Here is a 13,707-nt window from a genome sequence, read left to right on the forward strand (position 1 = left end):
ATACTGTAACTATTACAGTAGTGGCGCCGAGCATGGGACGGATTCGGCGATCGAGCCACTGCGACGCCGGAGGCGGAGGCAATGCGATACACCTTGGAGTATCCCGGCGACCTGCCGGCCGCCAGCGCCGACTTCGGCCGTCCGGGGGTGATCGCCGATGTGGTGACCGCCGCCGAAGCGGCCGGTTTCGACGCGGTGGCGTTGAGCGACCACCCCGCCCCGTCGATGAAGTGGCGCGCCCACGGAGGGCACGACACCCTCGACCCGGTCGCGGCGCTGAGCTTCATGGCGGCCGTGACCACACGGATCAGCCTGATGACCAACCTGTTCGTGCTGCCGTACCGCAACCCCTACCTCGCCGCCAAGGCGCTGACCACGCTGGACCGACTGTCCGGGGGCCGGCTCATCGCCGGGCTGGGCGCCGGTTACCTGCGCTCGGAGTTCGCCGCGCTCGGTGTCGAATTCTCCGACCGCGCAGCGTTGTTCGACGAGGCACTGGCGGCCCTGTGGAGCATCTGGGTGGATCCCGACACCCCGGTGCGCGGCCGCGGGTTCGCCACGGTGGGACCGGTCTGGCTGCAGCGGCCGGCACAGCGGCCCCATCCCCCGATCTGGATCGGCGGCAACGGCGCAGCAGCGCAGCGCCGCGTGGTCGAGTACGGCACCGGGTGGATGCCGATCATCGCTCCCGAGGTGCTGGCCGCCACGATGCGCACGACGGCGATTCCCGACGTCGACGCCTTCTCCCGGTCGGTGACGCGGCTGCGGGACCGGATGGCCGCTGCCGGCCGCGATCCGCGCACGCTGGATGTGCAGGTGATCTGCCCGGCGGTCGACGTCGGCGACGCCGCCGGGACGGCCCGCACGCTCGAGACACTCGAAGCACTCGCCGCCGCCGGCGCGACCTGGGCACTGATCCGCGCCGACGGCCGGTCTCCGCGGGCCGCGCGGGAGTTCATCGACGCGTTCGGTTCGGCCGTGATCCGCCGCCGCACGCTGGCCGCCACCTCGCCGGCGCCCCCGGCCCTTTCGAAGGAGATGTCGTGAAAGTTCCGTTCACATGGAAGGTCACCGGCTGGTTCATGATCGGGTGGTCGGCCGAGTTCGAGGTCGGCGATGTCAAGGCGCTGAAGTACTTCGGCGAGGATCTGACCGCCTACCGCGACGAGTCCGGCGAACTGCATGTGCTCGAAGCACACTGCAAGCATCTCGGCGCCCACATCGGACATGGCGGCAAGGTGGTCGGCGACTGCGTGGAATGCCCGTTCCACGGCTGGCGCTGGGGTCCCGACGGGGCCAACACCTACATCCCGTACCAGCCGGACCGCCCCAACCGCGGCCTGCGACTGCGCTCCTACCCGGTCAAGGAGCAGTACGGCTGCATCTTCATGTGGTACCAACCGCACGGTAAGGAACCGCAGTGGGAGCTCCCCGACATCTTTCACAAGTTCCCCCAGTTCGAGACCGACGCCAACGCCTATTACCGGCCCTATCCGGAGTTCTCCAGCCGCGCCGACGCGATCCCGGTGCACCCGCAGATCGTGGCCGAGAACGGCCCGGACAGTTCGCACTTCCGGTACGTGCACGGCGCCACCGTGACCCCGGTGTGTCTGCACTGGGAGCACGTGGACCAGGAGTGGCGCTTCCTGACCGGGTGGCCCGACGCCCGCAGCGAGGACCCCGACACGATGGCACTGCGCATCCACAGCCATTTCTCCGGCCTCGGCTTCGCGATGAGCGCGTTCGAGGGCTCCTCGAACCACCGGCTGATCTTCGCCTGCACCCCGGTCGACGACGAGGTCTCGGACATGTTCTATTCGATCTGGTGGCCCAAAGTGCCGGGCGAGACGTCGGACGTCCCGCCGGCCGAGGTGCGCGCCAAGGTCGAGAAGCAGTTCCTGAAGACCGTGTGGGAGGACTGCGACATCTGGCGTTACCAGAAGTACGTGGAGAATCCGCCGCTGGCGAAGGTCGACGCCAAGCCCTACATGGCGATGCGCAGGTGGGCTCAGCAGTTCTACGAGGTACCGCCCGCCGGCACCGCGTGAGGACGGCATGGGCCAGCGGCAGTGACGGCCCGCACACTCGAAGGATAGAGTCCTCAATGATTGTTCCGCCCCAGCGCTGAGAGGCCGTATGTCTGAGACGACCCAGTTCACCGTTCCTGCGGCCGCGGACGCCATCGCGGCGGTCATCGGCGACCGCGAGTTCATCGTCCAGGGGGATCGCCGCCTGACCTATGCCCAGGTCGTCGAGCGGTCCAACCGGTTGGCACGCTTCCTCCACGACCAGGGGCTGGGCTGCCACACCGAACGCTCGCAGCTGGGCGGCCACGAGGTCGGGCAGGACCTGCTGGGCATCTACGCCCACAACGGGCCCGAGTACGTCGAGGGCATGCTGGGCGCGTGGCGGGCCCGCGTCGCGCCGTTCAACGTCAACTACCGCTACGTCAAGAGCGAGCTGCAGTACCTGCTGGCCGACTCGGGTGCCACCGTGTTGCTGTATCACTCCGCGTTCGCGCCCCGGCTGGCCGAGGTGTTGCCGGACCTCCCGCAGCTGCGGGTGCTGATCCAGATCGCCGACGACTCCGGCAACGAATTGTTGCCCGGCGCCGTGGATTACGACTCGATCGTGGCTCAGGGACCGGCCGATCCGCCGCCGGTCACGCCGTCGCCCGATGATCTGTACGTGCTGTACACCGGCGGAACCACCGGCATGCCCAAGGGCGTGTTGTGGCGTGCGCACGACATCTTCATGGCCTCGTTCGGCGGGCGCAGCCTCTACACCGGCGAACTGGTGTCGACCTACGACGAGATCGCCCAGCGCTGCGCCGAGTCCCCGGGAACCTCCCTGCTGATCCTGCCGCCACTGATGCACGGTGCTGCACAGTGGGCCGTGTTCACCGCGATGAACACCGGCCAGACCGTGGTGTTCTCGGCGGTCACCAGCCACCTCGACGTCGACGACGTCATCGCGACCATCGAGCGCGAGAAACCCCTCGCTGTCACGGTCGTCGGGGATGCGATGGCGCGACCGCTGGCAGAGGCGTTCGAGCGCACCAGCGCCGACCTGTCCTCGCTGGCCGTCGTCGCCAACGGCGGCGCACAACTCACTCCGACGGCCAAACAGCGGCTGATCGACGCCAAAGAGAACCTGATGGTCGTCGACGGCGTGGGCTCCTCGGAAACCGGGGCCCAGATGACGCACATGTCGGCGCCGGGGGCGGTGTCGACGGGGAAGTTCAATGCCGGACCCGACACCTACGTCGCCGCAGAGGATCTCAGCGCGATGCTGTCCCCCGGGCACGACGGCATCGGCTGGCTGGCACAACGCGGCTACGTGCCCCTGGGCTACAAGGGTGACGCGACCAAGACCGCGGCGACGTTCCCGGTGATCGACGGCGTGCGGTACTCCGTGCCCGGCGACCGGGCCCGCCATCTCGCCGACGGATCGATCGAACTGCTCGGCCGCGACTCGGTGACCATCAACTCCGGCGGCGAGAAGATCTTCGCCGAGGAGGTGGAATCGGCGGTGGCCTCCCATCCGGCAGTCGCCGACGTGGTCGTCGCGGGCCGCCCGAGCGAGCGTTGGGGGCAGGAGGTGGTGGCCGTGGTCGCGCTGGCCGACGGCGCACAGATCTCCGCCGAGGAATTGATCGAGCACGCGAGCCAGGTCATCGCACGCTACAAGCTGCCCAAGGCGGTGGTGTTCCGGCCGGTCATCGAGCGCAGTCCGGCCGGCAAGGCCGACTACCGGTGGGCGCGCGAACAGGCGATCAGCGGCGGCTGATTCACGTCAGCCGGCGGCGCGTGCGGTTGCGGGCGCTGCGCAGCGCCAGTGCGGTCATCCACCGCGTCGCCCGCGAGAACGGCGGGGCGGCGCGGCCGGTGACCGTGAACGGCAGATCGCTGCCCACCACCGACCGGTGGTGGGTGAAGGCGTCGAACCCGGCCTTGCCGTGGTAGGCGCCCATCCCGCTCCGTCCCACCCCGCCGAACGGGGCGGCCGACGGGATCATTTGCGCGCCGAAGTCGTTGCGCGCCACACCCCCGGTGCGGGTGCGACGCACGAACCCGCGGAAATCCTCGTCGTCGGGACCGAACCAGTACGCGACCAACGGGGACGGACGCGCGTTGACGTAGTCGACGACCTCGCGCAGGTTCCGGTACGGACGCACGGTGAGCACCGGACCGAACGTCTCCTCGGTGGCCAACCGCATGGTCTCGTCGACGCCGCGCACCAGCGTCGGGGCGATCTTCCGGGTGGCCGGATCGGGCAGGTGCTCCCGGGGCGGGATCACCGCCTCCACGCACGCCCCTTTGTCACGTGCATCCTCGATCAACCCCGTGACCCGATCGAAGTTGGCCCGGTTGACCACCGAGCAGTAGTCGGGGTTGTCGACGATCGAGCCGAACATCGCGCGCCAGGTGTCGCGGACGACGGCGCAGAACTTCTCCAGGTGTTCGGCGGGGACGAAGACGTAGTCCGGGCACACGCACACCTGTCCCCCGTTGATCATGCGGCCCTGCGCAATTCGGGACGCGGCCCGACCGATGTCGGCAGCAGGGCCGACGACGACGGGGTTCTTGCCGCCCAGCTCCAGTGTCACCGGCACCAGGTTCTCCGCAGCGGCCTGCGCCACCAGCGCACCGACCGACGGCGAGCCGGTGAAGAACAGGTGGTCGAACGGCAGGGCCGAGAAGGCGGCAGCCACGTCGACATCGCCGGTGACGATGGCCAGTTCGGCCGGGTCGAAGTACTCCGGCGCCAGCGCCGCCATCAGCGCCGCGGTGCGCGGCGTCACGTCCGACATCTTGATCATGACGCGGTTGCCCGCCGCGAACGCCGCGGATGCGGGCAGCACAACGAGGTTGAGCGGAAAGTTCCACGGACCGATGATGCCGACGACCCCCTTCGGGGTCGGCTGCACTTCGCCCTTCACCGCTAACAACCGCCCCGACGGCAGCACCGTGGTTGGCCGCATCCACTTCTTGACGTGGGTCCTTGTGTGCTCGATCACCGAGATCATGCCGAGGATCTCGGTGAACAGGGAACCGTCCCGCGGCCGGGTGCCGTAATCGGCGGACATGGCCTCGACGAACTCGTCGGCGTGGTCCAGAACCAGCGCCAACAATCGGTCGATCCTGTTGCGTCGCAACGCCAGGTCGGGAAGCCCGTCGGCGAGGAACGATGCGCGCTGGCGCTCCAAGAGCGCAGTCATCGGATCAGCCACCGTCAACTCCCACTAGGTCGGCCACGGGCGAGCACGACCTGGCGGACGATCAGGAACACCGGAAACGCCACGCTGATGGCGATGAATACGCTCATCACGAGATAGGCCCATACATGCGCGATTCCGAGCCGGCGCGCCTCGACGACCATGAACACGGCCGCGGCGACGGCCACCAGGACCACGTCGTTGGTCAGTGATGCGGCCGCGTGGTTCGCGTAGGCCGCCGCGATGAAGTCCGTGATGCTGCGGCCCTGACCGCTGAGGATGAACGCGACGTTGTGCCACCACGTCGCGACCAGCGCGACGAGCGCGGTCACGCCGTAGACCGCGCAGAGGATCTTGTCCGCGCGGGTCAGCGCAGCAGTCGCGGCGCTCACGCGCCGGCCTTGGCCGGCATGGGATACATCAGCGTGGCGTTGAAGCCGCCGTCGACCTGGATGTCCTGGCCGTTGATCCAGCGCGCCTCCGGTGAGGCGAGGAAACCGATGGCGGGCGCCATGTCGTCGACCGTGCCGTGGCGCCCGATGGTCGCGCGCACGCCGTCGAGCATTTCTTTACCCATCGACCGCTCGAACTCGCCGAGGATCGGCGTCTCGGTCGGGCCGGGACTGACGGTGTTGACTCGCACGCCGTACTCTCGCCATGCGATGCCGCTCAGTCGCTTGGCGTAGAGCACCAGCGCCTGTTTGGACAGGTAATAGGCCATCGCCGGATCCTGGGTGGTGAGCCAGTGACTCAGCGCGGCGTCGTCCTCGACCGCAAGCAGGGTGGAGAGCAACTCGAGGTTGCTCTCCCAGCCGAGAGCCGCGGTCGAGGCCACGGCGACCATGGCGCCGCCCCGGTTCATCCGGGACAACATGCCGTCGAGCATCCTTCGGGCGCCGAGATAATTGACCGACAACACGTCGGCGGCCTCGGCCGTGCCCGGAATGCCGGCCACATGTGCCAACACATCCCATCCGTCGCCGATGGTCGCGAGGGTCTGCGCGACCTGGTCGGCGTCGCGCAGGTCGCACACCAGCCACTCGGCGGCCACGCTCTCGGTGCGAGGTCGAGCGTCGACGGCCAACACGTGATCGCCGCGCCCGGAGAACCACCGCGCCGTTGCCGCTCCGATACCCGATCCCGCACCGACCACGACGATCCGACGCACGCCTGAACCCACTGCCGACTCCTCCCAGCGCTGCCCGTGTGCGGGCACAACCAGTGTATTGCGAACTACTGTAAGTATTACAGTTTTGAGTGCAGTATGGATGCACGGGCGGGCGGCTGCACGGCTGGGGAGGGTGATTTCATCGAGTGCTCGGCAGGTGGGATCGGAAAGCATCCGCGTCTCGGCTCCCGGGCTCCGCAGCGCATCGCCGACGGCGTCTGGCTGGTCCGCGGTGGCTTCGCCCCGAACACCATGAACGTGTACCTGGTCCGCGACGGGTCCGGTGTCCTGGCATTCGACGCCGGAGTCAAGCCGATGGCGCGCCGGATCGCCGCTGCCGCGCACAGCCTGGGCGGCCTGACGCGAATTGTGCTGGGACATGCGCACTTCGACCACCGCGGTGCGGCGCCGGCGCTCGGAGTGCCCGTGCTGTGCCATCGCGATGAACGGGCCGATGCAGAAGGTGACGGTGGCGCGCACAACGTGAACCTCGCCCTGGTGCGCCGACGTACCCGCGTGTTGAGCACTCCGCTGAAATGGATGCTGGACGGAGGGCCGGTGCAGATCTCGGAAACACTGTCCGACGGCGATCGGATTGCCGACTTCGAAGTGCTCCACCTGCCCGGCCACACCCCGGGCCTGATCGGACTCTGGCGCGCGTCGGACCGGACGGCGTTGGTCAGCGACTGCTTCTTCACCCTCGACACCGAAACCGGACGCCGCTGCGAACCCCGGCCGCCGCATTGCGCGTACAACGTCGACACGGCACTCGCCCGGGAGTCGATCCTCAAACTGGCCGAGCTTGACCCCGCCGCGGCGTGGCCCGGCCACGCCGGACCCGCGATCGGAGATGCGGCGACCCAATTGCGCGCCGCCGCCACGCGCTGAGTCGCCGCGCAACTCCTGTACACGCCCTACTGTAAGCGTTACAGTAATTATATGGAGACTCCGGTGCCGGATGTCGCAGTCGAGCTACCCATCGACCTGCGCGACCCCTACCCGATGTTCGCCCGTCGACGCGCCGAAGGCGGGGTGTTCCGCGGGTCGGTCATGGACTGGTCCAAGACACCGGCGTCACTCAAACCCGAAAACCTCTATGCCGCGGTGTCCTTCGACGCGGTCAACCGGGTTTTCCGCGACAGCAGGATCTTCAACTCCCAGATCTATGACTCGACCATCGGTCTGTTCATCGGGCCGACCATTCTGGCCATGGAAGGCAAACCGCACTGGGCGCACCGCAATCTCGTCTCGGCGGCCTTCAAGACGCGGTCGCTGGCGCGGTGGGAGCCCGAGATCGTCCGGCCGGTGGTCGATGGACTCATCGACGAGTTCATCGATGCGGGCCGAGCAGACCTGGTGCACGACTTCACCTTCGAGTTCCCGACCCGCGTCATCTCCCGGCTGCTCGGACTGCCCGAAGACGACCTGCCGTGGTTCCGCCGGCGCGCCGAGGAACTGATCAGCTACACGGTCAAGTACCAACGGGCCTTCGAGGCGTCGGCGGCGCTGAAGGACTACTTCCTGGCCCAGATCGAGCAGCGCCGCCGCACCCCGACCGACGACATCATCGGCGATCTGGTGGCCGCGGAGATCGACGGTGAGAAGCTCACCGACGAGGCGATCTACTCGTTCTTGCGGCTGCTGTTGCCGGCCGGCCTGGAGACCACCTACCGGTCATCGGGAAACCTGTTGTACCTGTTGCTGACCCACCGCGACCAGTTCGACGCGGTCAACGCCGACCACAGCCTCATCGGCGCAGCGATCGAAGAGGGGCTGCGCTACGAGACACCGCTGACGACCGTCCAGCGCTTCGCGACCGACGACACCGAACTCGACGGGATGCCGATCCCCGCCGGATCGGTCATCGACGTGTGCATCGGATCGGCCAACCGCGACGAGAAGCGATGGGATCGACCCGAAGAGTTCGACATCTTCCGCCCTAGGACGCCGCACATCTCGTTCGCCGCCGGTGAGCACACCTGCATGGGCCTGCACCTCGCGCGGATGGAGACTCGGGTGGCCGTCGAATGCCTGCTGACCCGACTGACCGACATCACGCTGGCCACCGACGGCGATCCGCACATCCACGGCCAGCCGTTCCGGTCCCCCACCGTTCTGCCAGTCACCTTCCGCCCCGCGGAATAGTGTTCCCGGCTGCGTTTTCCGCCAGATCGCAGCCTTGGCCTCACTTTCACGGACAGGGCTCAACTGCGCCGGCGCTCCCGGCGTGCGATCGTCTTGGTCTCGAGATACTGTCCGAAACCCTCGATGCCGCACTGCCGTCCGACACCGCTGCTCTTATAACCGCCGAAGGGGGCATCGGCGCCGTAGAACATGCCGCCGTTGACGCCGAACGCACCGGTGCGCACGCGGCGGGCGATCTGCATGCCCCGCTCCTCCGAGCGCGACATCACCGCGCCGGCCAGCCCGAACGCGCTGTCGTTGGCGATCCGCACGGCCTCGTCGTCATCGTCGAACGGCAGCACCACCAGCACGGGCCCGAAGATCTCCTGCTGCGCGATGGCGGCACTGCTGGGCACTCCGGTCACCACGGTGGGCGCCACGAAGTGGCCGTGCATCAGGTGCTCCGGCAACCCGTCGACCGACCCTCCGCCGACGGTGATCTCCGCCCCGTCGCGAAGGGCGCCGTCGAGCGCGCGGAGCACCCGGTCTTTCTGCGCGGCGCTGACCACCGGTCCCACCAGAGTTGCGGGGTCGACCGGATCACCCACCGGCACATGCTGATACGCCAGGGTGATATCGGCGACGGCCTGCTCATAGAGCGAGCGGTGCACCAGCATCCGGCTGGTCGCCGCGCATGCCTGCCCGGCGTGCACACACACCCCGATCGCGGTCGGCACGATCACTGCGGGATTGGCGTCGTCGAGCACGATCGCCGCCGACTTGCCGCCCAACTCGAGGAACATCCGCTTCATCGTGTCCGCGCCCTGACGCATCAGCAGCTTGCCGACGGTGGTGGAGCCGGTGAACGACACCAGGTCCACGCGGGGGTCGGTGCCGAGCTGACCGGCCACGTCGTTCGACGGCGTGGTGACGACGTTGACCACACCGGGCGGGATGTCGGTGCGCTCGGCGATGAGGCGGCCCAGCCGGGTGGCGTTCCACGGCGTGTGGGGGTCGGGTTTGAGGATCACGGTGTTGCCGGTCGCCAGCGCCGGGCCCAGTTTGTTGAGGATGACCTCGATCGGGAAGTTCGACGGCGTGATCGCCGCGACGACGCCGACCGGCTCCTTGACCACCACGCGGATGTTGCGTTCGCCGAACAGGCCACCTCCGTCGAGGAGGCGCTCCCACTCGAAGCTGTCGATCAACCGAGCCGGATAGCGCAACGACTCGGCCAGCGGCCAGTCGAGTTGTGCGGACTGTGTGGTCATCACCGGGCATCCGGTCTCAGCGACCAGTTCCTCGCGCAGCAGCTCCTTTTCGGATTCCAGCGCCGCCTGAAGCTGCTCGAGGCAGCGGCGCCGCAGTGTGGGGTTCGTCGACCAGTCCGTCGTGTCGAAGGCCGACCGGGCAGCATCGATGGCCCGCTCCATGTCGACAGCCCCGGCCGCGGCCGCGGTACCCAGCACCTCCCCGGTCGCCGGGCTGACGTTGTCGAATTCCGCACCCGAGGCAGCGTCGACGAGTGCACCGGCGATGAGCATCCGCCGTTCGGCCCGCGCACCGGCGCGGCGACCGATGTCGATACTGGTTTCGCTGGTCGGGCCGGTCTCGGTGACGGCGTCGCTCATCGGGCACCTTTTGGTCGCGGGGCAGCGCGACCGCATCTCGGACGCGCAACGGTAAAGGTTACAGTATCGAGGCTGGGTTAGACTCCCGTCTACCGTTCGACAACGTCGTCAGGAAGGCCACGGGTTTGATCAAGGTGATGGAGGGCGTCCGCGTCCTCGAGGTTGCACAGTTCACGTTCGTCCCGGCTGCCGGCGCCGTCCTGGCCGACTGGGGCGCCGACGTGATCAAGGTGGAACATCCGGTGCGGGGTGACACCCAGCGTGGCTTCATCAACATGGGCGGCTTTCAACTCGACCCGGATCGTCACCCGTTGATCGAGCATCCGAACCGGGGCAAGCGCAGCGTGGGAATCGACGTGTCCACCCCGGAGGGGCAGGAAGTGCTCTACGAACTCGCCCGGACCGCCGACGTGTTCCTCACCAACTACATGCCGGCTCAGCGGCAGAAGAACAAGTTCGACGTCGAGCACATCCGCGCGGCGAACCCGAACATCATCTACGCCCGCGGCAGCGCCTACGGCGACAAGGGACCCGAACGAGACACCGGCGGCTTCGACGGCACCGCGTTCTGGACTCGCAGTGGTGTCGGGCACGCGTTGACGCCGGAGGAGATCGGTGGCGCACTCTCGCAGGGCATTCCGGCGTTCGGCGACTCGATCGGCGGCATGAACATCGCCGGCGGTATCTCGGCGGCCCTCTTCCACCGCGAGCGCACCGGTGAGGCCGTCGAGATCGACGTGTCGTTGCTCTCGACCGCGTGGTGGGCAGCCGGGGCCAGCGTCACCCAGGGCATGGAAACCGGCGAGACGATGCGCTCGCTGATGCCGGATTCGGTCAGCGCGGTCAATCCGTTCATGGCGAATTACCTGACCGCCGACGGCGGCACCATCAACCTGTGCATCGTGAGCCCGACCGGTTACATCCGGGACGCCTTCGAGCACCTCGGCTTGCCGGAGCTCGCGGACGATCCGCGGTTCAACGACGTCATGCCGTTGATCCAGAACTCCGAGGAGGCGGCCCGGCTGATCGCCGAGTCGATTCGCAGCAAGCCGTTCGAGTACTGGCGCCAGCATCTGAAGACGATGAAGGGCCAGTGGGCGCCGTTCCAGAGTCTGATCGACCTGGGCACCGATGAGCAGGCACTGGCCAACGACATGGTCGTCGAGGTGGAGGCCGCCGACGGCGGCAAGCCGTTCAAAGTGGTGCGCGGTCCGGTGCAGTTCAACCACGAACCGCTGGAGACGTCGCGTGCGCCGCAGGCGTCCGAGCACACCGAGATCGTGCTGATGGAGCTCGGGATGGACTGGGACCGCATCGAGGCGCTCAAGGACAGCGGCGCCATCGCCTGAGGTCGCTAGACCGGTTCGACACGCACGGGGACGCCGGTCAACCACGCCATTCCGCTGAGCGGCTCGACGTCGGCGGGATCGCTGGACGTCAGCTGGTTGACGTTGGCGCCGCCGGCCTTGTTGGCCAGCTGCCACCCGCCGGTGCCCTTGTGTCCCCAGCCGTGCGGCAGCGCCACCACCCCTGCCGTGAGATCCTTGGTCAGCTTCACCGGCACGGTGATCTGCCCGTAGGGCGAAGTGACCTGCACGTGCGCACCGTCTTCGACGCCCAGCTCGGCGGCGTCATCGGCGTTCATCAAGCCATGGTGACCGCGCTCGCCACGCATCAACAACGGCGCGTTGTGCATCCACGAGTTCTCCGAACGGGTTTCGCGCATACCGATCATCCGTAGCGGATAGTCAGCCGGGTACTGCTGGCCCGACAGCGTCGCGATCTGCTCGGCGATGGCGTTGTGACGCAGCTGGATCCGACGGTTCGGGTAACCGATCACCCGCCGCAGGCGGCCGGTGCCCAGATGCGGGTCGAGGATCTTGCCGTGGGGATGTTCCCGGGTCAGCCGGTCGAACGTCAGCCCGCCGCGCCGCAGCCCGAACCGGTCGCCGCCTCCAGCGACCCGGATGATGCCGTCGGCGAACCGCCGCGCCGTCACGCCGACGCCGACGCGGCTCATCACCGTGCCCATCGCGGTCAGCGCCGTGAACGCCGGCACCCGACCGGACAGCCGCCCGATCAGCTCACCGACGATCTGTGACTCCGGCCGGGACTGCCCGACGGGCGCCACCACGGCCTCGGTGGCCTGCCGGAACGGCGTGGCCTGGAAAAGCTGGAACGTCAGCGGGAAGTCGTCGCGCTCGTACATCGTGGTCACCGGCAGGACGTAGTCGCACTGCGCGGTGGTCTCGGTCAGGTAGAAGTCCAGCGCCACCGACAGCTCCAGTGAGCCCAGCGCCGATTCCAGTTCGTCACCGTTGGGCACCGAGAGCACCGGGTTTCCCGCGCTGATGAACAGCGCCCGGATCTGCCGCTGCCCCGGGGTGAGGATCTCCTTGGCCATCAGCGCCGCCGGTTCGGAACCGATCAGCGCGGGCACCCCGCCGATCCGCGAGCGCCGGCGCCGGTAGGTTCTGCGCAGCACCGCCCCCATCGCGGTGTTGACCCACTGTTCGGCGGGCAGGCCGAGGCCGCCGAACACCGACCCCCCGGGGCGGTCGAGGTTGCCCGCGACCAGGTTCACCACGTCGATCAGATACGACGTCAACGTGCCGTAGCGGCCGACGCAGGTCCCCAGCCGGCCGTAGATCGCGGCCCGCGGCGTCGACGCGAGGTCACGGGCCAGCCCGCGGACCACGTCGGCGTCGATCCCGGTCGTGGCCGCGGTCGACTCGGGGGTGAACCGCTGCACCTGGGCGCGCAGCCATTCGACTCCGTCGGCGGACGCCGCGAGGTGGTCGACGTCGGCGAGGCCCTCGGCGAAAAGCACCTGCAGCAACGACAACAGCAGCAGCGAGTCGGTGTCGGGCACGATGCCGCACCACTCGAACATCGCCGCGGTCTCGGTCCGCCGCGGATCGATGACCACGACGCGGCCGCCGCGCTTGACGATGTCGTGCATCCGGTCTTTGATCCGCGGCGCGGTCAGAAAGCTACCGTGCGACACCACCGGATTGGCGCCCATCACGATCAGCAGATCGGTACGGGTCAGATCCGGGATCGGCACCGATGTCGGGGTGCCGTAGAGCAATTGGCTGGCCATCAACCGGCTGTTGGTGTCCTGCGAGGACGCAGTGTAGAAGTGGCTGCCCCGGCCGAGCCCCTTGATGAACCCCAGCGCCGACAACACATGGGCATAGCTGAACGCGCCGGGGTTGCCCATGTACCAGCCGACGGCGCCCGGTCCGTGCGCGGCCAGGACGGCCGACAACCGGCCGGCGATATCCCCCAGCGCCTCGTCCCAACTGACCTCTTCGAAGCCCGTCGGGGTGCGCCGCAGCGGCGCGGTGACGCGATCGGGGTCGTTGACCACCTCGGTGAATGCGATGCCCTTCTGGCAGGCGAAACCCGACGACAGCGGATGGTCCTTGTCCGGGCGCAGCGCGGTGAGCCTGCCGTCCTCGACGGTGGCGATCATGCCGCACAGCGGTTCGCAGATGCGACAGAACGTCACCTTGTGCTCGACGGTCGACGCGGTGGGGTCTGCCATGTCAGAAGCCTCTCGG

11 protein-coding genes are annotated in these 13,707 nt (G+C 68.2%); 6 read left to right on the forward strand and 5 right to left on the reverse strand.

Features of this window, described 5'->3' with window-relative positions:
* Positions 1-81: 81 nt before the first annotated feature.
* From G6N31_RS12270 to G6N31_RS12280, 3 genes are all read left to right on the forward strand, one after another.
* Complete coding sequence (locus G6N31_RS12270; protein WP_098004889.1) at positions 82-1,047, forward strand: TIGR03619 family F420-dependent LLM class oxidoreductase; 966 nt, start codon at positions 82-84, stop codon at positions 1,045-1,047.
* On the forward strand, positions 1,044-2,048 hold the full coding sequence (locus tag G6N31_RS12275) for an aromatic ring-hydroxylating oxygenase subunit alpha (protein ID WP_098004890.1): 1,005 nt from the start codon (positions 1,044-1,046) through the stop codon (positions 2,046-2,048). The genes G6N31_RS12270 and G6N31_RS12275 overlap by 4 nt, the downstream gene beginning before the upstream one ends.
* 88 nt (positions 2,049-2,136) lie before the next feature.
* Positions 2,137-3,789, forward strand: a complete 1,653-nt coding sequence (locus G6N31_RS12280; protein WP_098004891.1) for a medium-chain acyl-CoA ligase Mig — start codon at positions 2,137-2,139, stop codon at positions 3,787-3,789.
* Position 3,790: 1 nt separating this feature from the next.
* Here G6N31_RS12280 and G6N31_RS12285 read toward each other — a convergent pair whose 3' ends face one another.
* From G6N31_RS12285 to G6N31_RS12295, 3 genes are read right to left on the reverse strand one after another with little or no spacing between them, the layout of a single operon-like run.
* Entirely contained in the window at positions 3,791-5,221 is a 1,431-nt protein-coding gene (locus tag G6N31_RS12285; protein ID WP_098004936.1) for a coniferyl aldehyde dehydrogenase, read from the reverse strand.
* A 14-nt stretch (positions 5,222-5,235) separates the two neighbouring features.
* Positions 5,236-5,610, reverse strand: a complete 375-nt coding sequence (locus G6N31_RS12290; protein ID WP_234815421.1) for a DUF2834 domain-containing protein — start codon at positions 5,608-5,610, stop codon at positions 5,236-5,238.
* Positions 5,607-6,398 carry an SDR family oxidoreductase gene (locus G6N31_RS12295; RefSeq protein WP_098004892.1) on the reverse strand — a complete coding sequence of 264 codons (792 nt, stop codon included), beginning with the start codon at positions 6,396-6,398 and terminating at the stop codon, positions 5,607-5,609. Before G6N31_RS12295 ends, G6N31_RS12290 begins: the two co-directional genes overlap by 4 nt.
* 84 nt (positions 6,399-6,482) lie before the next feature.
* On the opposite strand from G6N31_RS12295, the gene G6N31_RS12300 reads away from it, so the two are divergent.
* Positions 6,483-7,274: an MBL fold metallo-hydrolase gene (locus tag G6N31_RS12300; RefSeq protein ID WP_098004893.1), complete on the forward strand. Its 792-nt coding sequence runs from the start codon at positions 6,483-6,485 to the stop codon at positions 7,272-7,274.
* A 51-nt stretch (positions 7,275-7,325) separates the two neighbouring features.
* Positions 7,326-8,531, forward strand: coding sequence for a cytochrome P450 (locus G6N31_RS12305; protein ID WP_098004894.1), 1,206 nt, complete (start codon positions 7,326-7,328; stop codon positions 8,529-8,531).
* A 59-nt stretch (positions 8,532-8,590) separates the two neighbouring features.
* On the opposite strand, the gene G6N31_RS12310 is transcribed toward G6N31_RS12305, so the two are convergent.
* Positions 8,591-10,141, reverse strand: coding sequence for an aldehyde dehydrogenase family protein (locus G6N31_RS12310; protein ID WP_098004895.1), 1,551 nt, complete (start codon positions 10,139-10,141; stop codon positions 8,591-8,593).
* 137 nt (positions 10,142-10,278) lie between these two features.
* Between G6N31_RS12310 and G6N31_RS12315 the strand changes: the two genes are divergently transcribed.
* Positions 10,279-11,490 carry a CaiB/BaiF CoA transferase family protein gene (locus G6N31_RS12315; protein ID WP_098004938.1) on the forward strand — a complete coding sequence of 404 codons (1,212 nt, stop codon included), beginning with the start codon at positions 10,279-10,281 and terminating at the stop codon, positions 11,488-11,490.
* A gap of 5 nt (positions 11,491-11,495) precedes the next feature.
* Here the strand turns inward: G6N31_RS12315 and G6N31_RS12320 are convergent, their stop codons facing one another.
* A complete protein-coding gene (locus G6N31_RS12320; RefSeq protein ID WP_098004896.1) occupies positions 11,496-13,691 on the reverse strand; it encodes a molybdopterin-containing oxidoreductase family protein in 2,196 nt (731 codons plus the stop codon).
* Between the last annotated feature and the right edge of the window lie 16 nt (positions 13,692-13,707).

It is taken from the genome of Mycolicibacterium duvalii (assembly GCF_010726645.1).
Taxonomy (GTDB): Bacteria; Actinomycetota; Actinomycetes; order Mycobacteriales; family Mycobacteriaceae; genus Mycobacterium; species Mycobacterium duvalii.